General features: G+C 65.6%; 20 protein-coding genes. 9 read left to right on the top strand and 11 right to left on the bottom strand.

What is annotated here, in order from left to right; genetic code table 11:
- Nucleotides 1-62 precede the first annotated feature (62 nt).
- On the top strand, nucleotides 63-1685 hold the full coding sequence (locus QNA11_RS06765) for a peptidoglycan DD-metalloendopeptidase family protein (protein ID WP_283482422.1): 1623 nt from the start codon (nucleotides 63-65) through the stop codon (nucleotides 1683-1685).
- A 94-nt stretch (nucleotides 1686-1779) separates the two neighbouring features.
- Here the strand turns inward: QNA11_RS06765 and QNA11_RS06760 are convergent, their stop codons facing one another.
- Together QNA11_RS06760 and QNA11_RS06755 are read right to left on the bottom strand one after the other, a co-directional pair.
- Nucleotides 1780-2091 (bottom strand): YkgJ family cysteine cluster protein, encoded by a 312-nt coding sequence (locus QNA11_RS06760; RefSeq protein ID WP_283482421.1) that lies wholly within the window; start codon nucleotides 2089-2091, stop codon nucleotides 1780-1782.
- 224 nt (nucleotides 2092-2315) lie between these two features.
- A complete protein-coding gene (locus tag QNA11_RS06755) occupies nucleotides 2316-4109 on the bottom strand; it encodes a putative bifunctional diguanylate cyclase/phosphodiesterase (RefSeq protein ID WP_283482420.1) in 1794 nt (597 codons plus the stop codon).
- A 266-nt stretch (nucleotides 4110-4375) separates the two neighbouring features.
- Here QNA11_RS06755 and QNA11_RS06750 point away from each other — a divergent pair, with 266 nt between their 5' ends.
- The gene (locus QNA11_RS06750) at nucleotides 4376-4669 is read left to right on the top strand and encodes a hypothetical protein (protein ID WP_283482419.1); all 294 of its coding nucleotides are present in this window, start codon (nucleotides 4376-4378) and stop codon (nucleotides 4667-4669) included.
- Here QNA11_RS06750 and zapE read toward each other — a convergent pair.
- From zapE to QNA11_RS06725, 5 genes are all read right to left on the bottom strand, one after another.
- A complete protein-coding gene (gene zapE, locus QNA11_RS06745; RefSeq protein ID WP_283482418.1) occupies nucleotides 4644-5825 on the bottom strand; it encodes a cell division protein ZapE in 1182 nt (393 codons plus the stop codon). The two genes, QNA11_RS06750 and zapE, sit on opposite strands and share 26 nt — an antisense overlap.
- Nucleotides 5825-6322, bottom strand: a complete 498-nt coding sequence (locus tag QNA11_RS06740) for a GNAT family N-acetyltransferase (RefSeq protein WP_283482417.1) — start codon at nucleotides 6320-6322, stop codon at nucleotides 5825-5827. Before QNA11_RS06740 ends, zapE begins: the two co-directional genes overlap by 1 nt.
- Before the next feature lie 51 nt (nucleotides 6323-6373).
- Nucleotides 6374-6853: an EF-hand domain-containing protein gene (locus QNA11_RS06735; RefSeq protein WP_283482416.1), complete on the bottom strand. Its 480-nt coding sequence runs from the start codon at nucleotides 6851-6853 to the stop codon at nucleotides 6374-6376.
- 76 nt (nucleotides 6854-6929) lie between these two features.
- On the bottom strand, nucleotides 6930-7139 hold the full coding sequence (locus QNA11_RS06730) for a tautomerase family protein (protein ID WP_283482415.1): 210 nt from the start codon (nucleotides 7137-7139) through the stop codon (nucleotides 6930-6932).
- 47 nt (nucleotides 7140-7186) lie between these two features.
- Nucleotides 7187-7702 carry an NUDIX domain-containing protein gene (locus QNA11_RS06725; RefSeq protein WP_202072754.1) on the bottom strand — a complete coding sequence of 172 codons (516 nt, stop codon included), beginning with the start codon at nucleotides 7700-7702 and terminating at the stop codon, nucleotides 7187-7189.
- A gap of 166 nt (nucleotides 7703-7868) precedes the next feature.
- Here QNA11_RS06725 and QNA11_RS06720 point away from each other — a divergent pair, with 166 nt between their 5' ends.
- Nucleotides 7869-8765, top strand: coding sequence for a metallophosphoesterase family protein (locus QNA11_RS06720; protein WP_283482414.1), 897 nt, complete (start codon nucleotides 7869-7871; stop codon nucleotides 8763-8765).
- Here QNA11_RS06720 and QNA11_RS06715 read toward each other — a convergent pair.
- The gene (locus QNA11_RS06715; protein ID WP_283484171.1) at nucleotides 8750-9499 is read right to left on the bottom strand and encodes a hypothetical protein; all 750 of its coding nucleotides are present in this window, start codon (nucleotides 9497-9499) and stop codon (nucleotides 8750-8752) included. The genes QNA11_RS06720 and QNA11_RS06715 overlap by 16 nt on opposite strands.
- Nucleotides 9500-9708: 209 nt before the next feature.
- Here QNA11_RS06715 and QNA11_RS06710 point away from each other — a divergent pair, with 209 nt between their 5' ends.
- From QNA11_RS06710 to QNA11_RS06695, 4 genes are all read left to right on the top strand, one after another.
- Entirely contained in the window at nucleotides 9709-15180 is a 5472-nt protein-coding gene (locus QNA11_RS06710; protein ID WP_283482413.1) for a GH36-type glycosyl hydrolase domain-containing protein, read from the top strand.
- Between the two features lie 105 nt (nucleotides 15181-15285).
- Nucleotides 15286-16137, top strand: coding sequence for a hypothetical protein (locus QNA11_RS06705; RefSeq protein WP_283482412.1), 852 nt, complete (start codon nucleotides 15286-15288; stop codon nucleotides 16135-16137).
- 358 nt (nucleotides 16138-16495) lie between these two features.
- Nucleotides 16496-17164, top strand: a complete 669-nt coding sequence (locus tag QNA11_RS06700) for a tetratricopeptide repeat protein (protein WP_283482411.1) — start codon at nucleotides 16496-16498, stop codon at nucleotides 17162-17164.
- Nucleotides 17165-17245: 81 nt separating this feature from the next.
- Nucleotides 17246-17404: a hypothetical protein gene (locus QNA11_RS06695; RefSeq protein ID WP_283482410.1), complete on the top strand. Its 159-nt coding sequence runs from the start codon at nucleotides 17246-17248 to the stop codon at nucleotides 17402-17404.
- On the opposite strand, the gene QNA11_RS06690 is transcribed toward QNA11_RS06695, so the two are convergent.
- Complete coding sequence (locus QNA11_RS06690; RefSeq protein ID WP_283482409.1) at nucleotides 17401-17751, bottom strand: septal ring lytic transglycosylase RlpA family protein; 351 nt, start codon at nucleotides 17749-17751, stop codon at nucleotides 17401-17403. The two genes, QNA11_RS06695 and QNA11_RS06690, sit on opposite strands and share 4 nt — an antisense overlap.
- A 433-nt stretch (nucleotides 17752-18184) precedes the next feature.
- Here QNA11_RS06690 and QNA11_RS06685 point away from each other — a divergent pair, with 433 nt between their 5' ends.
- Complete coding sequence (locus QNA11_RS06685; protein ID WP_283482408.1) at nucleotides 18185-19174, top strand: hypothetical protein; 990 nt, start codon at nucleotides 18185-18187, stop codon at nucleotides 19172-19174.
- A 42-nt stretch (nucleotides 19175-19216) separates the two neighbouring features.
- On the opposite strand, the gene QNA11_RS06680 is transcribed toward QNA11_RS06685, so the two are convergent.
- Nucleotides 19217-19792, bottom strand: a complete 576-nt coding sequence (locus tag QNA11_RS06680; protein ID WP_202072760.1) for a hypothetical protein — start codon at nucleotides 19790-19792, stop codon at nucleotides 19217-19219.
- 360 nt (nucleotides 19793-20152) lie between these two features.
- Here QNA11_RS06680 and QNA11_RS06675 point away from each other — a divergent pair, with 360 nt between their 5' ends.
- The gene (locus tag QNA11_RS06675; RefSeq protein WP_283482407.1) at nucleotides 20153-20443 is read left to right on the top strand and encodes a GIY-YIG nuclease family protein; all 291 of its coding nucleotides are present in this window, start codon (nucleotides 20153-20155) and stop codon (nucleotides 20441-20443) included.
- 322 nt (nucleotides 20444-20765) lie between these two features.
- Here the strand turns inward: QNA11_RS06675 and QNA11_RS06670 are convergent, their stop codons facing one another.
- The gene (locus tag QNA11_RS06670) at nucleotides 20766-24398 is read right to left on the bottom strand and encodes a vitamin B12-dependent ribonucleotide reductase (RefSeq protein ID WP_283482406.1); all 3633 of its coding nucleotides are present in this window, start codon (nucleotides 24396-24398) and stop codon (nucleotides 20766-20768) included.
- Nucleotides 24399-24591: the final 193 nt, after the last annotated feature.

Genomic DNA, 24591 nt, shown 5'->3' with positions numbered 1-24591 from the left:
CTCCTTAACCGACATACGCATACAACTAACGCGTTGTTGGTGCGTGCGAGTGGGTCGGCGTCATGGCTAAAGAGCGTCAAATTTCCAATTCGCGGGCCGCGCTGCGGCTCATGATGGCCGTCGGGGCGGCCGCTCTGATGTCGGGTTGCTCCGACGCCACGCGTTTTTCCGACCCCTTCTCCGATCCTTTCAGCGGCTCGGGCGCCGCCGCCCAGCGTAGCGCGTCGGTCCGCGGCGTCGACCGGTCGCCGACCGGCGCGATCGCCAATCCGGCGCCCGCCCGCGTCGAATCGCGCCCGCTGGCGCCGCCGACCGCCGCGCCGGCTCCCAGCGCCGCCGCTGCTGCGCCCCGCACGCCAATCGCCGCCGCCGCGCCAACCTCGGCCGGCCCCGCCGCCGCCCATTGGACCGCCGACGGCGGCACGCCCGTCACTGTCGCGCCGGGCGAGAGCGCGGCCATGCTGGCCACCCGCTACGGCGTCCCGCCGGATGCGCTGCTGCATGCCAATGGCTATAGCACCGCCGCGCAGGTGCAGCCGGGCTCTCGTCTGATCATCCCGGTCTATCGCGCCGGCGCGGTCGCCCGTTCTGCGGCGCCCGCAGCGGCGCCTGCGCCGGCCCCTGCGCCCGCAAAGGTCGCCGCCGCCGAGCCGAAGCCCGATCCGAAAGCCGAGGCCGCCGCCGCCCGCGCGGAGCAGCGCAAGGCGGAAGCCGCCGCCAAGGCCGCCCGCGAGGAGCAGGCGAAAGCCGAGCGCGCCGCCAAGGTCGCCCGCGAGGAAGAGGCCAAGGCCAGAAAGGCCGAAGCCGCCGCCCATGAGCAGGACGCCAAGCGTCTGAAGAAGGCCGAGGCCGATAAGGCTGCGGAGACGGCGCGCCTCGCCAAGATCGAGGCCGAGAAGGCGGCCGCCGATAAGGCGGCCGAGGCCAAGAAGCTCGCCGAGGCGAAGAAGCTCGAAGCCAAGAAGCTGGCGGAGGCCAAGGCCGCCGACGCCAAAGTTGCGGCCGAGAAGGCCAAGCTCGCCAAGGCCGAGGCTTTGAAGTCCAAGGCCGACGCCTCGAAGTCCAAGGCCGACGCCCTGGCCAAGGCCGAGGCCGCGAAGGCGGCGGCGGAGGCGAAGCTCGCGAAGCTCGAGGCGGACAAGGCGGCCAAGGCCGAGCGTCTCGCCAAGGCGACCGCCGAGCCGGCGGCCGAAAAACAGGCCAAGGTCGCGAGCGCCGAGACCGCTCCCGCCGCCCGGCAGGTCGATCGGGGAACGCCGACCGCCTCCATCCCGGCGGCCGAGGAGACAACCAAGGTCTCAGCGACGGAAAGCGATCGTCCGGAGTTCCGCTGGCCGGCGCGCGGCCGCATCATTCAGGGCTTCTCGTCCGGCGGCAATGACGGGATCAACATCGCGGTGCCGGAGGGCACCCCGGTGAAGGCCGCCGAAGGCGGGCAGGTGGCTTACGCCGGCAGCGAGCTGAAGGGCTATGGCAATCTGGTGCTGATCCGTCACCCCAACGGCTTCGTGACCGCCTACGCCCACAATGGCGAACTCGACGTCAAGCGCGGCGACACGGTGAAGCGCGGCCAGACCATCGCCCGCTCCGGGCAGTCCGGCAATGTCGGCTCCCCGCAGCTCCACTTCGAGCTGCGCAAGGGCTCGACGCCGGTCGATCCGACGAATTACCTCGCGGGTCTCTGACAAGCGGAAAGAATTCTCCGGCGTCCGCGAGACACTGGCGGCGGAGATAGCGAGGCGGCGGGTCCCAAGAAAGGCCCGCCGCCTGTATTCGTTTCTATATCGATAATTCAGCCAGCCCGTACGCCGCCCGCGCCTGCAGGCATTTATCGTCCCCGGGCTCGACCGATCGGCAAGGGGAGGGGCGCGCGTCATAGACGGCGCAGCGCGTCTCCCCGCCGATCTCGCCGCTCAGCGCCGCGCAGCGCGGATGTCGGCAATTCGTCCCGATCATATGGGCCATGGTCGCGTTGAGCGGCGCGTAGACCGCCTCCGGCAATCCGCGCTCGGGCGCCTCCGCCCAATAGAAGGACACCCGAAAATTGGCGCAGCAGGCGCCGCAGGCTGTGCAGGGATTGGTTCGTTCCATGAGCGGCAGGTGGGGCGGGGCTATCCTTTTGCGAACGAATCCCAATTACCGTAAGGCCCCCTCCCTGTCCCTCCCCCGCATAGGGCGTCTGCAAGACGCCCGTCTCTCGACGGGCTATGGCGGGAGAGGGGACGCTCACGAGCAGCACTCTCGATGAAGGCTACAATCTAACTCCCTCTCCCGCTTGCGGGGGAGGGTTGGGGAGGGGGTAAATGCAGGGCACGTCAGGCGGCGCTTGCGGCTTTCTCGGATCGAATCCCTTGCGCTTCAAGCCCACAGTCCTCTCGCGCGGCAAACCATCTCTCGAACTCAGCGGCCGGCATCGGCCGCGCGAAGAGAAACCCCTGCATCATGTCGCAACCGGCGAGGCGCAGGAAGGCGGCTTGTTCGTCGGTCTCTATGCCTTCGGCGATCGTCGCGTGACCCAGCGCATGGGCCATATTGATCGTCGCGCGGACGATCGCCTGCGCCTTGGGATCGAAGCTCACCGCCTCGGTGAGCGAGCGGTCGATTTTCAGGAAATTGACCGGAAGTTTCGCGAGCTGCGAGAGGTTCGAAAAACCGACGCCGAAATCGTCGACGGAAATCCTCAAGCCGGCGTCGCGCAGGGCGGCGACGCGCGCCGCGGCGGCGTCGAAATCGGTCATCACCATGGTCTCGGTGATTTCGATCTCGATCAGGCTGGGATCGACGCCGTGCTGTGTCAGCAGCGCGATGAGATTTGGCGCGAAAAGCGGGTCGTCGAATTGCGCCGGAGAGACATTGACCGCGATCGGAATTTGCTTCCCTTGATCCACCCATGCCCGGCATTGCCGCAGCGCCAGAGTCAGAACGGCGGCGCCGAGCTCCGGCATCAGTCCGGCGTGCTCGGCGATCGGGATGAATTTGCCGGGCGGCACCATGCCACGAATTGGATGGCTCCAGCGCAGCAGGGCCTCGACGCCCGAAAGCGAGAGGCCCGCCGACTCGACTTTCGGCTGGAAATGCAGGGACAAGGCGTCCGAGTGAATGGCTTTGCGAAGCTCGTATTCGAGCTCGTTTCGCTCGACCGCGGTCGCGCGCAGCCCCGGCTCGAAAAGAACGAAATTATTCTTGCCCCTTTGCTTTGCGGCGTACATCGCAATATCGGCGAGGCGGAGAAGCTCATGCGGGTTCGTCGCATCCTGCGGCGCCCGGGCGACGCCCACGCTGGCCCCGACCTGAATCCTCTGTCCCTTGATCTCGAAAGGCTCCTCGAGCGAGGCCACGATCGCCCGCGCGATCTCCTCGATCCGAGACGGTTCGTTCACCTCTGGAACGAGCGCGACAAATTCGTCTCCGGCGAAACGCGCAAAAACGATGTCCTCGGGGCAGGCGTCGCAAAGCTCTCCAAAGGCCGTCGTGCAGGTGGCGAGCTCCTCGAAGCGCCGTTGGAACGCCTCGGCGGCGACGCGCCGGCTGACCGCCTTCAAGAGCGCGTCGCCGATCTGATGGCCGAAGGCGTCATTGATCGACTTGAAGCCGTCGAGGTCGATGAAGAACAGGGCACCAAAGCAGTCACCCGGCGCGTCGCTCCGCTTCGCCCCGAGGGACAAGACGTGGTTGATGGCGGCGCGGTTGGGCAAGCCGGTGACGGCGTCGCTATGCGCCAGCGCATTCATCCGCCGGATATTGGCGTTGAGGCGCTCGACCATCTTGTGGAAGCTCTTGGCCAGGCCCCCCACCTCGCAGGCGCATTCGACGTCTATCGGGCTGTTGACGTCGCCGGCCGCGATAGCGTCGGCGCTCTTGCGAAGCGCGACAATGGATCCGGCCAGCCGATGCGCCGCCGCATAGGTGACCATCGCGGGCAAAGCGGCGGTGAAAAGAACGGCCAAGCCTATGATCCGCCAATCCGGCCCCCCCTCCATGGCGTAGAGCAGGAGATAGGTCAGGCCCAAGGCGCAGGCGCCCGAGAGGGTCATGCTCATCAGACAGAAACGGACCGGAATGCTGTTCAACCCCCGTCCGAAGGCGGCGTCTCTGTCCTGGTCGATCATGCGGCTTTCGGTTGTTACGCGCCCGGCTGAGGGCGCTCGAGGTTGCGTTTGCAGCTTCGACGCCTTGCGTATCACCTAAGTTAAACTGGGAGTTGTGTTTTTAGAAAAGCTCTGTGGACGGTATGCGCTTTATTGAGCGCGGCCTCGGGCGTTAACCTTCGCTGAAGCACGTTTCGGTTTCTGGCAAAGCGCGCTAAGGCAGATGGCAGGGACGCGCTTGGCGGGAAGCGCCCGCGGAACCGCAACTCGTAAAGGAGCCTCGATCTGTGAAATATCGTCTTGCCTGCCTGTTCGTTTTCGCCGTCACGCCCGCGCTCGCCGTCGATCCCACCGGCATCCCTGAATGCGACGCCTTGCTGAAGCGTTACGAGGCTTGCTCGTCGCAGCTCTCGCGCAAGCAGGTGCATGCCGCGCAGAAGGAGCTGCTCGACGGCGCCCTGGGGATGCGGGCGGTCGCCAATGATCCGGCGAAGCGCGCCGATCTCGCGCGCTATTGCACGGATACGTTCGAGCAGATGAAGAAGGCGAGCGACATCAAGGACTGCATGTCGAAGCCCTAAGGCTTCGTCCGCCGCCCGACGCTCTGGCCGCCAGCGCCTTCCCGGCGACGCAACGATCGAGATAGGCGCTTGCGCGCATTTCGGCGAGGCGGGAGACGGCGCGCTGAAATTCGCGCGCCTCGTTCCCATGCGGGGCGTCGTAAAGCAGCTCGGGCGCGGCGGCGGCGGAGATCGCCAGCAGCACATGCGCCTCGTAGAGCACGTCGACCAGCGTGATGAGGCGTCGCGCCTCGTTGCGTTGCTCCGGCGCGAGAATGGGCGCGTCATCCAGAAGGATGGCGTCGAAGCGCCGCGCGATTTCCATATAGTCCGAGGCCGCGAGCGGCCGTCCGCAAAGATCCGCAAAGCTCAGCCTGGCGACGCGCCCCGCCGTCTGCGGAATGAAAATCGTGCGCCGTTTCACTTCTAAGGTCGCCGGGGCGCCGCGCCGCACACCGGCAAGGGCGAGAAAAAGCGCGTCCATGGCGGCGTGGGCGCTGTCGTCGACTGGCGCGAAATACACCTCCCCGGTGCAGTCGTGCCGCGCCCGATAGTCGATCGGCGCGGCTAGGCGCAGCACGTCCATGCGCGATTGCAGGAGCGCGATGAAGGGCAGGAACAAGTCGCGGTTGCGCCCGCCGTCATAGAGGCGCGACGGCTCGACATTGGAGGTCGCGACGACCACGACGCCTTGCGCAAAGAGCGTCACGAAGAGCCGCGCGAGAATCGTGGCGTCGGCGATGTCGGTCACTGCGAATTCGTCGAAGCACAGCAGCCGCGTCTCGGCGGCGATCTCCTGTGCGACGAGCGTCACCGGATCGGCGACGCCGCTCGCCGCGTCGCGGCGAAGCCGGTGCAGCCGATCATGCACGTCGAACATGAAGCCATGGAAATGGACCCGGCGCTTCTTCTCGACCGGCGCCATGTCGCAGAAGAGATCCATCAACATGGTTTTGCCGCGCCCGACCGGCCCCCAAAGATAGAGGCCGCGCGGCTGCTCTTCCGGTTTGAGCAGGCGCCAGGCGCGCGCGAGCGGCCCGGCCGGCTTCTTTCTGGGTTTGGCCAGCGTGTCGATCAGCGCCTGCAGCCGCTTCACCGCCTCGCGCTGCGAAACATCGGGATGAAGCCCGCGCTCGACGACGAGCGCGTCATAGCGTTCGACCAGGGGACGTTTCATCAGGCGCGCCGCATCCGGCCGCTGGCGGCCTCGAAAGCGCCGGGACGCAATTCGCAATAGAGCACGCGGTCCGGGTCGACGGGACCGGGCATGACGAACTTGCCGCGCGGCGCGCGCGCGAAGCCGACCCGGGAATAGTAATCGAGATCGCCGACGAGCAGCACAAGCCCATGGCCCGCGGCGCGCGCGGCGTCGAGGGAGTGCTTCATCAGCTTCTCCCCGACGCCCTGCGAGCGGAACGCCGGTTCGACGGTGAGCGGGCCCAAGAGAAGGGCGGGGGTCTCGCCGACGAGAATATGCGTCATGCGATTGGCGCCGACGAGCAGCGTGCCGACGCGCGCGACAAAGGAGAGCGACAGATCGGGCGCGACGCCTTCGCGCAGGCGATAGGCCGTGCGGGCGTAGCGGCCAGGGCCGAAGGCGCGCTCGTCGAGTTTCTCGATCTGCGCCTCATCGGCGGCCGTCATGGGGAAGAATTGGATGACAAGGTCGATCATGAGCCGGAGCGAGGCCATAGCACGCGGCGCGCGCCGGAGGCAAAACCGCCGCTAGAGACTATGCAACAATTGCCGCACGAAAGGGGCGCGTTTGAAGGCGGCGAGGTCGATCTTCATGTCTTCCCCATCCTTCGGCTTGCCGCCAACGGCCTTTCGCGCGTCGCCGAGCACACCGGCGCGATATTCGTCGAGCGAGAGCGCGCCGGATTTGCTTTTGTTCCAACGCTTGAAGATCTTGTATTTCGCAAGGTCGTAGGCGTCCGAGCGGCCCTCCTCTGCAGCGAGGTCGGCGAGGCCGAAGCTGAAGCGCATCCAGGCGTCGCGGGAGATGGCGCCCGTATGCTTCATGTCCATCTCGGCGAAGGTCTTGTCGATGAAGTGGTTGGCCTCGGTCGTCGTGATGACGCCGTCGCGGTTCTCGTCGAATGTCTGGAACATCGCATCGAGCATATGCACGGCGTCGCTTTGCGCGCGGGCGGGCAGGGGGCTGATCGCGACGAGGAGGGTGAGCGCGGTAAGAAAGCGGTTCATCTATAATCCCGAAAAGACGACAGCAGGCCCCAATTCTGGGCATGCGCGCAATTATGAGGGCCTCGGCATGCTACAATCAGCCTGCCTGCTGTTTGCGGTAGTCGGTGGTGAGCATTCCGGCGAAGCCCCAATTGTCCTCGTCGATTTCGTCGATAACGATGTGAATGTGCTCCGGCCGCTTGTGCAGAACGTCGACGAGCAGTTGGTTGATGCCTGCGACGAGAGCAGCTTTTTTCTCACGGGTCACTTCGGGGCCTCGGGTGATTTTGACGTTCACATAGGGCACTGCCGAACTCCTTGGATTTGGCGGCGACTGCGCCGTCGCCGGTCAAATCACCAATAGGGCGAGACCGGCTCTCCCGCCACGACTTCGGCGATCCGCGCCCGGGTGGCGGGCGTCGCGTCCGGGGGCAGGGCGCCGAGCGGGAAAAAACCGGCCTCCGCGATTTCGTGGTTTGGCGCGCGCGGGCCGTCGAAATGGAAGTGCCGCACCACGTAAAGCGCCACATGATCGCGGGCCGAGACGCGGCGGTTGAGGTAAACGCCATGCAGCGCCGGCGCGCCCAGAATATGCACGCCGCCCTCTTCCTCCAGCTCGCGGGTCAGCGCCTGCAGCATGGTCTCGCCGCTCTCGACGCCGCCGCCCGGCAGATAGAAGCCCGGAACATAGGTGTGGCGCACGAGCAGCACGCGATCGTCGGCGTCGATGACGAGGCCGCGCACGCCGAGCGTCATGGGCCGTTGGAACAGTGCGCCAAAGGTGATGATCCGCGAGACGAGCCGCGCTTGAAACGTCGGCTGCGGCGACGCCTCGACCGGCGCAGTTTTCGTGGGCGGCTGGTGTCTCATGTTTCGACTATGGCAAATGGCGCGGGAAGGCTCTAGGACTATTCTTGTTGACGGTGCGGACCGCGAGCCTTCAGGCTCGCTCTTAAAAATGCGCGCCTGAAGGCGCGCGGTCCCAAAGGCGCCCGACACCGTCTCTCCGAATAAAGGTCGCGAATAAAGGTTGAATGTGAGCTTCCTACTCGCCCATCTCTCCGACGCCCATATCGGGCCGATCCCGCGCCCCAATCTTGCCGAGCTCCTCGGGAAACGCGTCACCGGCTATGTGAACTGGCTCTATAAGCGCGCCGGCCAACACGATATGGGCGTGCTCGCGCGGCTGGTTGCGGATATGCGCGCGCAGTCGCCCGACCATGTGCTGATGACGGGCGACATTGTGAACATCGGCCTGCCGGCCGAGATCGCGCTCGCCAAGGACTGGCTCGCCACGCTCGGCGGCGCCGCAGAGGTGAGCTTCACGCCCGGCAATCATGACGCCTATATGCCCGATGTGACGAAGCTCGTGCACGAGGTCTTCGAACCTTGGACCACCAGCGAATTGCCGGCGCCGGGCTTTCCCTATTTGCGCCGCCGCGCCGGCGTGGCGCTGATCGGGCTCGATTCCGGCGTGCCGACCGCGCCATTCGTCGCCTCGGGGCGGCTCGGCGAGAAACAGCTCGCCGCGCTCGGCGCGCTTCTGGACGAGACGCGGTCGGAGGGCCTCACCCGCGTCGTATTCCTGCATCATCCGCCCCATGTCGGCGGCGCGCGCCTGCTGCGCGGGCTCGATGACGCGGCGGCGTTCGAGGCGGTGATCGCCAAGCATGGCGCAGAGCTCGTCCTGCACGGCCATAACCACAAGCCGAGCGTTGCTTATATTGCGAACCCCGATGGCCGGACGCCGGTCGTCGGCGTCGCCTCCGCCTCGGCCCGGCCGGGCGGCCATTATCCGGCGGCGGCCTATAATCTCTACGCCATAGAGCGGGCGGGCGACGCCTTGCGCATCAAGCTGCGCCGCCGCGAATTGAACGAAGCGGGGGAAGTCGTCGAGGCGGGCGCCGAGGAGCTGGTTCAGCCGGCGACATAGGTTTTGTAGGCCCAGACGGCGATGACCGCGAGAAGGCCGAAGAAGGCCGCGGAGCCAAGAAACTCGACCAGATAGAGGAAGAGACGGAAAGCCTTGCCGTCGAGGGCGCCGACTTTCTCTTTCTCTTGCTCTTTCACGGCAGCCGGCGGTCCGCTGCGCAGCGCGCGGGCGGCGCCGCCGCTGGCGTAATCGACCGCCAGCGCTTTTTCGCGCTCGATCAGCCGATGGGCGATGTAATCGGTCACCGCGTCGACAGCTTCGTCGATGTCGGCGGTCTCGCGCAGCGTGATGCGGCCGTGGCGCGTGTCCTGTAGAAAACGATAGGTCCGCCGGTCGCGGTCCATCTCGACGAAGCCGATCTGGTCGATGAACAGGCGCGGGCGCTCTCCGGGCGCGACGGCGATGTCGAAAATATCGCAGTCGGGCGGGACTTGCGCCAGCACGGGGGCGAGCGCGTCGCAGAGGAGTTCGAGCCGCGCTGCTTCGGCGGCGCGAAGATCGGCGAGGGCGGCCGAATGCTCTGCATTTTCTATGCGCGCGCGGCGCAGGGCGGCTGCGAGACTGGCCATGCGCTGTTCGAGCGGCGCCTGGGCCTGCTTATCCGCGTCGCCAGCCTTTCCGACGCCGCTTTCGCCGCCGACGATGGACGAAATCCGTTCGGCGGGGGCGGGCGCGGGCTTTTTGAGGGCTGTGGGGCGGCCGTTGTCGGGTCTTGCAGGCAAAGGATCTTCCATGTCGCTCACTCGCTTCGCCCTCGGCCGGCGTGTGCAACTTAAGAGTTCTTTTACTATAGCGGCTTGGGCGGGAGTTGCGAAGCGCCGCAAGGGCGTAGCTGAGGCGGGGAGTCGACTTTTCCCCCATGCTCCGGCTAGGGAATCGTCAGGCTGCCGGTGATTCCGGCAATTAACCAGCAAACGCGGCGAAATACGCGCGGAGGACCCCCATGGCGAACGCCCATGGCGAATCGGAAACTGGCGTGGCTCTGGTCGAGCGGGTTCTTTTCGGACTCGTCTTCGCCGCCGTTGCGGCGCTGGAGGCTTCCGGCGGGCCGACGCATCTGCTGATCGCCGGCTTTTTTGCCGCCGCTGCTCTCTATCTCCTGCGCCCGGCGAGCGACACGAACCGTCAGGCGGCCAATTTCGCGATCGATTTCATCGCCGTGGGCGTTTTCGCGGCGCTCTGCGACCGTTCCGGCGTGCTTTGGCGGGCGCCCGAGACGCTGGAGCAGCTCTTCCGCTTCTCGCCTGTGGGCGCCGGCGTCGCGACGGTCGCTTACATTGGCGGCGCGGTTGCGCTGACGGCGCGCTCGCGCATGCGGCTGCGCGGCGCGCTGTTTCTTCTGCCCTTCCTGTTCAGCCTGTTCATCGCCTTTGGCGCGCCGCCCATGACGCAAATCGGCGCGGCTTTGTTCCTGGGCCTCGACGTTCCTGAGCCGGTGGCGAAAATCGCGGCGCGGACCCTGGCGCTATTTCTCCTCAACGAGGCCGTTGTCATCGGCGTGCCGCTGGCGCTGGGCCGTTTCCTGCCGCGGCAATGGCGCCCGCATGGCATTCTCTTCGCTTCCGCCTTCATCGCGTCGCTGACGCCCTTCATGGCGACGGCGGTTTCCCAATTCGTCACCCCTTATGTGCCGGCCCCGATCGCCGCCATTGCAGCGGCCGTCGCCGAGGGGCTGGCGCAGGCCGGTCTCTGGGGCGAGACCTATCTCGTCACCCAGGCGATCGCCGGCCTGCTGCGGGCGACGCCGTCGCTCTCCGTCGTCGTCTATCAGGATTGGAAGACCGGAGCGGAGAAGGGCGCGGTCTACGGTTTCACCTTCATGGGCTTGCTGTTGATCGCCGGGCTCGTCGTCTCTTTCCCGCCGGCGGCGGCCGCCATCGCCTATTCCGGCCCCTTCGGCGGCGCCATCATCGGCGCGGCGCTTTATCCGCTCGCGCGCACGATCGTGGAGAGCACGGATTCGACGCCGCCCTTTTTCGGGCGCCTGCAAGAGGCCTATCGGCGTCGGGCGAATTTCGCGCGAGGGGCCGTCGCGGGCGCAGCCGTGGCGATCGGACTGATGATCGATCTCCCCTCGCAGAGCGGAAGCAACCGGTTCCTCTTCGGCGCCGCCGCCGGCGTTCTTATTTATGCCGGCGTCGACCTGGCGTTCGACCTCGCCGCGCTCATGCGCGATCGCCGCCAGCATTTCAGAAGCTGGCGCGTCTATATGCTGGCCGCGCTGCTCGGCGCATCGGTCGCGGGCGCCATTGCCTGGTATTTCGACGCGGACCAGCTCGGCACGGTCGTGCGGAAGTTCTTCGATTATGTTTCGCTCGACTACGCCGCCGATGGGCGGCCGCTGAACGCCTATATTGTCCGGCCGCTGTTCTCGAAATGGGGCGCGACCAATCTCGGCGTCGTCGACGGCGGCGTGCGGCTTCTCTACGACGAGTCGCTTTCCGGCGTCATTCAGTGGGTTTTCGCGGCTCCGCTCTTCTCGATCAATCTCTTCTTCCTGACCGCGCTGGTGAGGCGCAGCCTCCAGCCGCTCAAGCAGCTCGCGAGCTGGGAAGGTCTCGACATGCTGGTCGAGAACGCCGTGCGCGTGCTGCGCTGGGGCCTATGGATGGCGCCGGTCATCTACTCCTTCCTGAAGGCCACGCCCGATCCGACCTGGTACAATCAGGACGGCCTTGTCCGCACCGGCGTCGCGACCTGGATGAGCTACGTCCTGCCGGACAATGAGTTCCGCTCCTGGAGCCTCGACATTTTCACGGCGCTCCTCGCCTATGACGTCATCCGCGTGCTGATCTGGTTCGATCACATGGGCCTGCGCGTCGCGACGCTCGTGAACCTCTCCTTCGTCGGCGGCGACGCTTTGGACGAGCGGGCGGCGCGTTTCGTCGGCAAGCAGCAGGTGAGCCGCGCCATTCCCGAAGGCATCCGGCGCTTTGGCACCTGGGCGCCGCTGTTGTTGCCGTTCTACATTCCGCGCGGCGCCGAATGGGACAAAGCCTGGAGCGCCGCCGAGCAGATGGCCGGCTCGCGTCCGCCGTCCTACACCTATCTCGTGGGCGGCTATCTCGCCTATGCGGGCTTCATTGCTCTGGGGCTGGTGCTCTTCCTGCTCGGGCGGCTGGCGCAGGCGCAGAAGATACCGCTCGAGGGGATCACCGGCGCCGGCGGCGCGCCCGGCTCGCGGCCCTTGAAGCTCACCAACGGCCTGATGACCAGCGAATGGTTCCAGGACGGGCAGGGCGCGATCCGCATCGAGGGCGTCGCGCGCGGCGGCCCGGCGATCGATCTCACCCGGCGCCCCGACGATCACGCCCATCCGCGCGGGCGGTTCCTGTTCCTGCGCGAGGACGGCGGCGAACTCTGGTCGGTGGGCGAGGCGCCGACGCGCTGCCCGGGCGCCTGCGCGCAACTGACCGACGCGGGCGAAAACTGCCTCTTCTTCATCGCCGAGCAGAATGGCTTCGCCGTCGAGGCGCGCGTCTCGCTCGCCCCCGACGAGGCGGTGGAGATCCAGCATATCAAGGTCGTCAATCTCGAGCAGCGGCCCCGCAAGCTCACGCTCGCCTCGCTACGCGAATGGGTGCTGAACGAGACCGCGGTCGAGCTGCGCGACGCGGCCTATAACGCCATCCATGTCGGCACGTGGTACGTGCAGTCGCTGAACGCCATTTTCGCGCAGAACCGCCTGCTGAAGGGCGGCGCGCGGCGTCAGGCCGACCGCCGTCTCTCGCCTGAGATCGGCTTCCACGCCATCGCCGCCGGTCCGGACACGAAGATGACGATCCTCGGCTATGAGGACGTCAAATCGCGCTTTTACGGCATGGGCCCCACCAACGCGCCGGACAGCCTCAATGGCCTGGGGGAAGCGCCGCGCAGCCCCGAGGACGAAGGGCTTCTCTATGGTTTCGAGCCCTGCGCGAGCCTGCGCGTCGAGATCGACATCGCGCCTGCCGGCACGGCCGAGCTTATCGTCGTCGACGGCTGGGCGAAGGACATGGGCCGCGCGACGGCCTCGGTCACGCGCCACCTCGGCCTTGCGCCGATTGCGCCCGACGTTCTGGATAAGGCGCTGACGCGCCGCCGCGCGCTCGTCATGCCGCCGACGCCGGCGCAGCATCGCTACGCCTTCTCGGAAGACGGCCGCAGCCTCACGCTTGCGCCCGGCACGCCGCGTCCCTTCGCCCATGTCATCGCCAACGCCGTGGGCCAGGGCTGCGTGCTGACGAACGACGGCGACATCTTCTCCTTCTCCAGCAACTCGCGGCTCAACAGCTTCACGCCCTTCCGCATGGGCGAAGGCCGCGCGGCGCCGCCCGGACAGACGATCTATGTCTATGATCTCGCCCGGACGGACCCGCACAGCCCGACCTTCGTGCCGCTACGCCAGCGCGACGCGCGCTATGAGGTGACATTCGCGCCGGGCTCGGCGGTTTTCCGCTCCGAGCGCGACAATCTCGAGCTGGAGATGACGGTCTTCGTCAGCCCTACGGAGCCGATCGAATTCCGCCTGCTCAAAATCCGCAACAAGGCGGATCACGAGCGGCTGCTGCAGATCGTGCCGGCGATGGAGGTCATTCTCGCCGAGATTCCCAACGAGAGCCTCGGGGTCGTGGAATCCGTCATCGACGACGACGTGCGCTCGATCTACTTCCGCAATCCTCAGAATAATTTCGTCAAGGGCTGGGCCTTCGTCACGACCTCGATCCCGGCGGAATTCGCCGAGACGTCACGCCGCCGCTTCCTCGGCCACGAGAGCCGCAATCCCTATCTTCCCTACATGGTCGAGCACGGCCATCCCGACGCCGGCGCGCCCGAGCATGAGCGCAAGGTGGCGGCTTTCTCCGGCTCGATCGACGTGGCGGCGGGCGGGGAGGCGACCGTCGTCGTCGCGCTCGGCCAGACGACCACGCTGGACGAGGCGAAGCGTCTCGCCTCTCTCGCCCACGATCCGGTTTACGCGCAGGCGCAGCTCGCGGCGAGCGACGCGGCCTGGAACGCACAGCTCTCGGTGCTGCGCATCAAGACCAACCGCCCGGACGTCGATCGTCTCGTCAACGACTGGCTGCCCTATCAGCTTTTGGCCTCGCGCCTGTGGGGCCGCACCGGACCGGCGCAACGTTCCGGCGCAACGGGCTATCGCGATCAGCTCCAGGACGTGATTCCGCTCGTGCATCTCGCGCCCGAGCGCGCCCGCGCGCAGATCTTGCTGCACGCCAGGCATCAGTATCTCGAAGGCGACGCCTGCAAATGGTGGCATCGCGCCCCCAATGGCGGAACGGGCCTCGCCGACCGCACCCATTCCTCCGATCCGCATCTTTGGCTGCCCTATGTCATGATCCGCTATGTGAAGGGCACGGGCGATGCGGCGATCCTCGACGCGGTGGAGAGCTTCCTCGAAGCCAATCCGGTGCCGATGGATCAGGAGGGCGAAGCGACCGTCCCGCTCAACTCGCGCGACAAGGACACGCTGCTGGGCCATTGCGCCCGCGCCATCGACTACACGCTCGACCGTTTCGGCGCCCATGGCCTGCCGCTCGTCGGCTCGGGCGATTGGGACGACGGCATGCATCTCGTCGGCGCGCAGGGGCGCGGCGAGAGCGTGTGGCTCGGCTTCTTCCTGCATGGCATCTTGGTCGATATCGCGCCGTTATTCGAGGCGAAGGGCGACGGCGCCCGCGCGGCGCGCTATCTCGCGCGCGCCGAGAAGCTGCGCGCAGCCTTGGCGGAATGCTGGCGCGGCGATCGCTATGTGCGCGACTTCGCCGACGACGGCCGCGAGCTTTCTCCGATGAGCGCCATGACCGCCCATTGGCCGACGCTCACCCATGCCGTGGATGCGGCGCGCGGCCGCGAGGCGATCGAGAAGGCGCTCGCCGTACTCGGCCGCTCGAACCGCATCCTGCTCGTCACGCCGCCCTTCGACGAACATTCCGACCCCCATCCCGGCCGCAGCGCCGAATATCCGCCGGGCGTGCGCGAGAATGGTGGGCAATATTCGCATGGCGTCTCGTGGTTCGTCGACGCGCTGGCCAAGCTCGGCGGAGAGGCGAAAACCGCCGGCGACGAGAAAGCCGCGCAGGAACTCTTCGCCCTGGCGTTCGAGAGCTGGATCGCCATCTCGCCGATCTCCAAGCTGCGCACGCCGGCGGAGGCGGATATTTACGGCTTGCCGCCGCATCAGCAGCCGGCCGACGTCTATGAGGGCGAGGGATATGCGGGCCGCGGCGGATGGAGCTGGTACACGGGAGCGGCGGCGCGCATGATTTCCGCCGCCTACGCCATGCTCGGCGTGGAATTCGAGAATGGCGAGCTGCGCCTGCGCGCCGACGCCTTCGATCGCAAGGGCGGGCTGCAGTTGGAAGAGGTCTTCTACAAAGGCAAAGCGTTTACGAAAGAGAACAATCGAGGGGTATAAGTAGAACGGCCCAGCCCGTTTAAATTCCAATTGTCACGCGCGCAGCGTTTACTGTAGCGTCAATGTCAACAGGCGTCGTTTGGGCGCCTGTATTGGCGTGCTCTCATGCGTGCGTCGGCGTTATTTTTTATTTTTATTTATCTACTTAGCCCTGCTACCGCACGGGCGGGCGCTTGGCTTTACCCGGAAGGTCACGGGCAGCTTATCCTCACAACCGCCTTCGCCGACGCGCGAGGCGCCTTCGACGCCAGCGGCCGGCTGGCGCAAACGCCCTCCTATCGAAAATTCGAAGACCGCTTCTACCTCGAACATGGCGTGACCGATTGGCTGACCTTCGTCGCCGAGGGAAGCGCGATGAGCTTTCACGGCGGCGGCGAGTCGGCGCGGCTCACGCAACTCGAAGCGCTGATCGCGCAAGCGAAGGGCGGCTTGCCGCTCATTCTGCCGGCGGAAAAGGGCATAAAATTTCAGGGGCTCGGCCTCGGCGCCGCGGGCGTGCGCCTGCAGCTTTACGCTGACGCCGACCATGTGGTTTCGGCCGAAACGAGTCTGCGCGCGGCGTCGAGCGCGGCGCGTTGCTTCCTCGATATGCGCGGTTCGACGCAATTCGACGCGCGCCTCCTGATGGGGCGCTCTGTGAGCCTGTTCGGCTTCACGGGCTTTCTCGATGCGCAGATCGGCTATCGGACGCGCGGCCAGAATGGCGATGAAATCCGCCTGGATCTCACCGCGGGGCTTCGGCCGACCGACCGCCTCATGGTGATGGCGCAAAGCTTCTCGGCGCTCGCGCCGCGCGGGGGAATAGCGACCCTCGTCGCGGCGCAGAAATTCCAGTTGAGCGCGGTCTATGACCTTACCTCCGCGTTCTCCCTGCAACTGGGAGCCGTCAGCGCGCTCGGCGGCGTGAATTCCCCGGCGGAGCGCGGTTTGATCGGCGCGGTTTGGTGGCGTTATTGAGGGATTAGCTGGACGCGGGTCGAAAACAGGGAAGGCGAAGACCGCGCAATCTCGTAATTGATGTACTGTCACCGATATTCGTAATTCCTGTCACCGTAATTCCGCGGAATCAAAGGCCACGAGGCCGATCAACCAATTTTCGGTCGGGCTCTAAGAAACCGGCCCGAGCGCTCCGGCTATGCGGGTCCATTTCAATGCGCGCCGAAACAGGGCTGGGTAATTACAGTTGGAGAGCAAAGCGATATGGTCTGCTGGATTCATTTTGGCGGCTTGATTTCTATGCCAAAGCATCGCCTACCCTTTGGCAGGACTGAGGTGACCGTATTCTTAAATGGGCTACCGGGCGGGAGAGACAGCCATGTGCTTTAGATCTTCTATTACATCGATCCTTCTTTGGGCATGGCTGACGCCGACAACACTCGCTGCCGATCGCGATCCGGTTGAATGCAAAGAGGGAAAGGACAAGAATCAAATAATCGACGCATGCACGCGTCTGATTAGGAAGGGGGACGATCTTGAGAGCGCTTATTTCCACCGCGGATTAGCCTACTCCCGAAGTCACTATGACCGCGCCATCGCGGACGTTACGGAGGCGATCCGGATCAATCCAGCAAACGGGCCTCTATATTCGGCTCGAGGTAACGTCTACAAGTGGAAGGGCGACTACGCCCGCGCCATTGCCGATTTCAGCGAGGCTATTAGGGTAGCCCCCGAAGAAGCTAAAGACGGTAGCTACCAAAACCCACGAGAGGCTTTACACTTCTTGCTTGGTTATAATCTATATGAAAGGGGTATTGTTTATTTCGCCGACGCCCAACTCGACCGAGCGATAGGCGACTTCACCGCCGCGCTCAGACACAGAATGCGCCCATTTCTTGAAGCGATGGTTTTTGAGGCTCGCAGCAAAACATATTCGGCAAAGGGCGAGGTTCACAATGCCATTGCAGACCACACCGAAGCGATGCGACTAGATCCAAGGGTGGCAACGAAAGATGTGTTCCGAATAAGGCCTCCTGGGGACCAGTAGTTCTCAATAATTCCCTTGATACACGATCTTACAAATCTGAAACCGTATCCATCCTGCGCTTGAGCTTCGGATGAAGTTGGGATGGTGCTTGACAATCCCGCGCGGGCGGGGCTTGCCCCAGCGCCGGCGGACTGGCCGCACGCCAGCGTGCGCGCGCGTCTTGCGGGGCGCGACGACGCGCTTGTCAGCGTCGCGCCGACGCTGGAACAGGTCGGCCGTTTCGCCGAGCTTCTAGTCTAATCGGCCTCGGCGATGGCCGAAACGGGTTCGACCTTCACATGGGCGACGCCGGCCGAGCGGAACCCCAGCGCGTCTGCGGCCGTCGCGGAGACGTCGATCACGCGGCCGCCTCTAAAGGGTCCGCGGTCGTTGATGGTGACGACGACGGATCGATTGTTCACCAGATTGGTGACCCGCACCCTCGATCCAAAGGGCAATGTGCGGTGGGCCGCCGTATAGGCGCCGACATGACCGCCACTCGCGGTGCGTCCGCCGAGTTTGTAATAGGAAGCCTTACCGACCCAATCTGCTTGGGCGCCGCCGGGAAACGCAACCAGCGCGACGGCTCCAATCAATATTTTCCTCAATAGCAGTCTCCTCCTCGCACATGCGTGCTCGCGGCGGTTTGCGCCGGCGATCATCGCGCCAGCGTGGCTGCTGTCAGTAGAGAGGCGTTTAGGCAAAATAAAGGTAGGAACAAGACGCACTAGAGATAGGAACGTCTAGAAGTGTGGTGATTCACTATAAATTGTGCGGCGCAAACAACGCGCGGACAGTCTCTCATAATAGAAATAAAATAGTCGGTTATACGATCCATATCAGATATTGCGGAGCATGCGTCGTTGCATAATAGCAACACGGCGAAAAAATCATCCGGGCGCTAGCCTGGCGGCAGGGCAGGCGCGTGTTGCTTGATTTGCCTATTGGCGGCCGCATCTAGCGGCTTCTGGCGGCGTTGCGGCAGAAGACGCGCGCCCACGCTTTTTTCGCCGCGCGCCGCCTTTCGGCAAGGAGGCGGAGATGGTTACCCGGAAATTCTACGCCGCTCTGGCAGGCGCGGCGTTGGCGGCCGCTCTGTTCGCGCAGACCGGAGCGGCCGACGCACAAATGCGCGTAGGCGGCGGCGGCGGCGGCGCGCCGGCCGGCGGCGGCTTCGCCCATGGCGGGGTCGGCGGCCTCGGCGGCGGCGGCCTTGGCGGCGGCGGGCTCGGGGGCGGCGGCCTCGGCGCAGGCATGGGCGGCGGGGCATTTGCTCACGGACCGGTTGGAGGGCTCGGCGGGGGCGGATTTGGCCACGGCGGATTCGCGGGCGGCGGAATGGCGCGCCCCTTCGGCGGATTTGGGGGCGGCGGCCTCGGCGCAGGCATGGGCGGCGGGGCATTTGCTCACGGACCGGTTGGAGGGCTCGGCGGGGGCGGATTTGGCCACGGCGGATTCGCGGGCGGCGGAATGGCGCGCCCCTTCGGCGGATTTGGGGGCGGCGGCGCGATGTTCGGACCGGGACGCCTTGGCGGGGCCCCTGTCGCGGGCGTTTTCGGCGGCGGTCACCGCTGGGGCGCGTTCGGCGGCGGTTGGGCCGGGCGCCCATACGGCATGTGGGGCGGGCGCCACCTCGGCTGGGGCGGGCGTAACCTCGCCTGGGGCGGGCATTGGGCGCGCCCATGGGGTGGCTTCGGCTACCGTCGCGCGGCGCTTGGCTGGGGAGGCTGGGGCTGGCGGCGGCCTTGGTGGCGCCACCGGGGTTATTATGCGGGCGGCTGGCCGCTGTATGGCGCAGGCCTCCTTGGCGCCGGTTGGGGGTGGGGCGGCTATGGCTGGCCCTATTGGGACGATTATGGAAGCTGCTGGCGGCCCCGAGTCATTCGCACTTACTGGGGTTGGCGGCGCCGCTGGGTGAATGTCTGCAGCACCTGGGGTTATCCCTCCGGGGGCTATCCCTCCTGGGGCTATGGCGGCTGGGGCGGGCCCGGGGTCTTGAGCGTCGGCTGGGGACCAGGCTGGCTCTGGTGATGAAACATCCCTCCCTCGCCGATGCGCGGGGGAGGGTTTTTTTCAGGCGGCGGCCGAGCGGGCATGAACGTCGTGCCCGCCGTTTTTCTGCATGACGTCGATGGCGATCTTCTCCTTCGCCTCGTCCCAGGCGCGCGCCCAGAGCAGCATGCCGCCATGGGCCATCTGCGCCTTCACCCAGGTCGCCTCCGCTGAGCCCAGGAGCTGGGCGAGAGTCGCGCCGATGATGCCGCCGCCCCCGCCGAGCGCCAGCGCCGCCGCGATCGCCGCGCCCAGCGTTCCGCCTGCGGCCAGCGCCATGCCGGCGCCGCCGACCGCGCCGATATAAAAGAGCGCGCCGATCAGGCCCGCCTTGGCCTCGTTGCGGGCCTCCGGGTCGATATAAGCGCCGTGCGGCGCCGCCGCGCTGCCGCCGAGCTTTTCCGCCGAAAGGCTAGAGTCGCCGAGCGCTTCGCGCACGACAGCCTGCGGCGCCAGAACGCTGATCGTCGCCTGGTCGAAGCCATCGACGAGGAGATCGTCGATCGCCGATTGCATCTGGTCGAGATTGTCGAACACGCCGACGACCTCGCGCAGCTCGCCACGTTGCTCGGGCGTAAGAGCTTTTTGCGTTTCCATTCCGGTGCTCCCCGAGCGCGGCGCGACGAAGCCGCCTGAACCAACCGCGCTCTCGCTTTGTTAAAGGGAGCGGAAGGGGCACGGCGGCAAGGTTCGGGCGGGGGATTTTGGGGTGGGTGCGAAAGGGGCGCATGCACGTTTCCACGTGAGCCTCAAACCTCTCCGCGTCATGCCCGCGCTTGTCGCGGGCATCCACGCCGCGCCGCTGTGCGCGCCTTGGAGCGTTTGTGCAGCCCCTCGGCGTGGATGGCCGGGACTGAGCCCGGCCATGACGGTTAATGGGCTGTCGCGCTGCTTCTCCCCGACCATGAAACAGCACGCGGGGCTTGAGCGGCATAGCCTTGGCGATATCATCGCAAGATGCGCGGCGGCTGGGTTTACATCGTGACCAATCGACCAAACGGGACGCTTTATCTGGGCGCGACGAGCAATCTTGCGCGCCGGGGTTGGGAGCACCGAGAAGGCGTCATCGATGGCTTTACCAAGCGGTACGGCCTGAAGCGGCTGGTTTGGTACGAGCCGTTCGAGGACATTCGCACGGCTATTCAGCGCGAGAAGACAATGAAACACTGGCCGCGCGCCTGGAAGGTGCGGCTTATTCTGGACATGAACCCAGAGTGGCGTGATTTGTACGAAGACTTGGCGAACTGAGTGTGTGAGCGGCAACTTCTCGGCCGTCATGCCCGCGCTTGTCGCGGGCATCCACGCCGCGCCTGTGCGCGCCTTGTTGCGTTTGCGGAGCCTCTCGGCGTGGATGGCCGGGACGAGCCCGGCCATGACGGCTGAGAGGGCTCTTGAAGCCTTTGAAAAGAGCCTACCCAACGTCATGCCCGCGCTTGTCGCGGGCATCCACGCCGCGCCGCTGTGCGGGCCTTGGAGCGTTTGTGCAGCCTCTCGGCGTGGATGGCCGGCACAAGGCCGGCCATGACGGTTGAGAGGTTACGCACGCACACACGCACGCGTTCAGCTGCGGTCAGCTACACCCCGTCGTACTTCCGCACGTCTCGCACTTCAAGCACGTCCCATTGCGCACCAGTGTAAAATTCGCGCACTCCGGGCAGGCTTCGCCGACATAGCCCTTCATCCGCGCTTCGGCGCGTTTCTCCGCCATGCCTTGCACCGATTTCGTCGGCTCCGTCCAGCCGAGCTGCGAGAGCGGCTCGCTGGTTTCCTCGCGCGTTACTTCCGGCGTTTCGCGTAGCGCCACGGCGCCGCCGTGGACCACCATCAGCTTGTCGGTCTTGGAGCGCAACAGGCCGCGCGAGACGATGGCGCTCGTCTCGGTCGCCTTGCCTTCGTGCTCGCCCTTGCCCAGCACGTCGTGGCCGATGTCGTCGGGCGAGACATGGGCGAGATCGCTGCGGCCGAGATAAGACACGGCAAGCTCGCGGAACACATAGTCGAGGATCGACGTCGCGTTCTTGATCGCGTCATTGCCCTGCACCGGGCCCGCGGGCTCGAAGCGGGTGAAGGTGAAGGCGTCGACATATTCTTCGAGCGGCACGCCATATTGCAGGCCGAGCGAGATGGCGATGGCGAAGTTATTCATCAAGCTGCGGAAGGCCGCGCCTTCCTTGTGCATGTCGATGAAGATTTCGCCCAGACGCCCATCGGCATATTCGCCGGTGCGCAGATAGACCTTGTGGCCGCCGACCGCGGCCTTTTGCGTATAGCCCTTGCGGCGATCGGGCAGCTTCTCGCGCTCGCGCACCAACTGGTGAATGACGCGCTCGACGATGCGCTCGGCGACATTGGCGGCGCGCGCCGGCATGTTTTGCGCGATGAGCTCCTCGACCTTGTCGTCTTCTTCGTCCTCGCCCTGGATGAGCTGGGCCGACAAGGGCTGCGAGAGCTTGGAGCCGTCGCGATACAGCGCATTGGCTTTGAGGCCGAGGCGCCAGGAGAGCAAATAAGCCTGCTCGCAATCCTCGATCGTCGCGTCATTCGGCATGTTGATGGTTTTGGAGATCGCGCCCGAGATGAAGGGCTGCGCCGCCGCCATCATGCGGATATGCGAGTCGACCGAAAGATAGCGCTTGCCCGTGCGGCCGCAGGGATTGGCGCAATCGAAGACGGCGTAGTGCTCGCCCTTCAGGAAGGGCGCGCCCTCCAATGTCATGGCGCCGCAGGCGTGAATATTCGCCGCTTCGATCTCTTGGCGAGAGAAGCCGAGATGCGTCAGCAGATCGAAGTTCTTGTCCTCGAGCTGCTCAGGGGTCACCTTCAGCACGCCGGTGAGGAAGTCGGGCCCGAGCGTCCATTTGTTGAAGACGAATTTGATGTCGAAGGCGCTCGGCAGGGCGGCGTCGATCGCCGCGATCTTCTCGTCGGTGAAGCCGCGCGCGCGCAGCGACGCCGTGTTGATCGCCGGTGCATTGGCGAGCGAGGCGTGGCCGACGGCATAGGCCTCGATCTCGGCGATCTCGCTTTCGCGATAGCCGAGCGCGCGCAGGCCTTCCGGCACGGCGCGGTTGACGATCTTGAGATAGCCGCCGCCGGCGAGCTTCTTGAATTTCACCAGCGCGAAGTCGGGTTCGATGCCGGTCGTGTCGCAATCCATCACGAGGCCGATCGTGCCCGTGGGCGCGACGACGCTGACTTGCGCATTGCGATAGCCATAGAGTTCGCCCTGCGCGAGCGCCTTGTCCCAGGCGGCCGCCGCATGTTCGGCGAGCCGCGCGTCGGCGCAGGCGGCGATGTCGAGCGGCACGGGATTGACGGAGAGGCCCTCATAGCCCGCGCGCTCGCCACACGCGGCGCGGCGATGATTGCGGATGACGCGCAGCATCGCCTCGCGGTTTTCCATGAAGCGCACGAAGGGGCCACGCTCCTTCGCCATTTCGGCGGAGGTGGCGTAGCAGACGCCGGTCATGATCGCCGAAAGCGCGCCGGTGATCGCGCGGCCGGCCTCGCTGTCGTAGGCGACGCCGGAGGACATCAGCAGGCCGCCGATATTGGCGAAGCCGAGGCCCAGCGTGCGATATTCGTAGGAAAGCTGCGCGATCTCCTTGGACGGAAACTGCGCCATCAGCACAGAGATTTCGAGCACCACGGTCCACAGGCGCACCGCGTGCTCGTAAGATTCGACGTCGATGCGCTTGGTCGTCGGATCGCGGAACTGCAACAGGTTCAGCGAGGCGAGGTTACAGGCCGTGTCGTCGAGGAACATATATTCCGAGCACGGATTGGAGGCGCGGATGTCGCCGCCGGCCGGGCAGGTGTGCCAGTCGTTGATCGTGGTGTGGAACTGAATGCCCGGATCGGCCGACGCCCAGGCGGCGTAGCCGATCTTCTCCCACAGATCGCGGGCGCGCAGCGTCTTCGCCACCTTGCCGTCGAGGCGCTTGATGAGTGACCACTCGCCGTCGTTCTCGACCGCGTGCAGGAACTCATCCGTCACCCGCACGGAGTTGTTGGAGTTCTGGCCGGAGACGGTCAGATAGGCCTCGCTGTCCCAATCCGTGTCATAGGTGTCGAAGGAAATATCCTTGTAGCCCTGCTTGGCGAATTGGATGACGCGCTTGATGTAATTGTCCGCCACGTCGTTCTTGCGCGCGAGCTTGATCTCGCGCTTCAACGCCGGGTTCTTCTCCGGATTGAAGCAATCGTCGCCCGAGCCTTCGCAATTCACGCAGGCGCGCAGAATGGCTTTGAGATGCTTCTTGACGATCTTGGAGCCGGTGACGAGCGAGGCGACCTTCTCCTCCTCCTTCACCTTCCAATCGACGAAGGCCTCGATGTCGGGATGGTCGACATCGACGACGACCATCTTTGCCGCGCGGCGCGTGGTGCCGCCCGACTTGATGGCGCCCGCCGCGCGGTCGCCGATCTTGAGGAAGGACATCAGGCCGGAGGAGGAGCCGCCGCCCGAAAGCTTTTCCTTCTCGCCGCGCAGCTTGGAGAAATTCGTGCCCGTGCCGGAGCCATATTTGAACAGGCGCGCCTCGCGCACCCAAAGATCCATGATGCCGCCGTCGTTGACGAGATCGTCCTCGATCGACTGGATGAAGCAGGCGTGCGGCTGCGGATGCTCATAGGCGGATTTCGACTTCACCATCTTGCCATTGGCGAAGTCGACGTAGAAATGCCCCTGGCTCGGCCCGTCGATGCCATAGGCCCAGTGCAGGCCGGTGTTGAACCATTGCGGCGAATTAGGCGCCGCCATCTGCATGGCGAGCATGTAGCGCAGCTCGTCCATGAACGCCTGGGCGTCTTCCTCGGCGTCGAAATAGCCGCCCTTCCAGCCCCAATAGGCCCAGGCGCCCGCGAGCCGGTCGAAGACCTGCTTGGCGGAGATTTCGGAGACGTAGCGCTGATCCTTGGGGAGCGCGGCGAGGGCTTCCGTGTCGGCGACGCAGCGCCACAGGAAGGAGGGGATGGAGGTCTCCTCGATCTTCTTCAAGCGCGCGGGAACGCCCGCCTTGCGGAAATATTTCTGCGCGAGCACGTCCGAGGCGACCTGGCTCCATTGGGCCGGGACCTCGATGCCGTCGAGCGAAAACACCACGGACCCGTCGGGATTGCGGATCTCGCTCTTGGCCGTGCGGAACTCGATAGACGCGTAAGGAGACTCGCCCGCCGTGGTGTAACGCCGCTCGATTTTCATGCCCTTCAATCTCCTTCAGGCGCGAGGCCGCGCTCGCGCGCAGCCGTTCGCCGGCCCGCGACGTAAATGTCCGCCAATACGAACTCAGAGGCGCGCCGTCGCCCGCGGTCGAATCGGCCCGCGAGGTTGGAACGCCGGATACGAGGATTACGCTCAAGCTTAATGACGACATCCGGCGGGAGCCGGACACAGC

It is taken from the genome of Methylocystis sp. JR02, from assembly GCF_030063565.1.
GTDB lineage: Bacteria > Pseudomonadota > Alphaproteobacteria > Rhizobiales > Beijerinckiaceae > Methylocystis > Methylocystis iwaonis.
The sequence above is the reverse complement of the archived record's forward strand: the minus strand, read 5'-3'. Positions and strand labels throughout refer to the sequence as shown.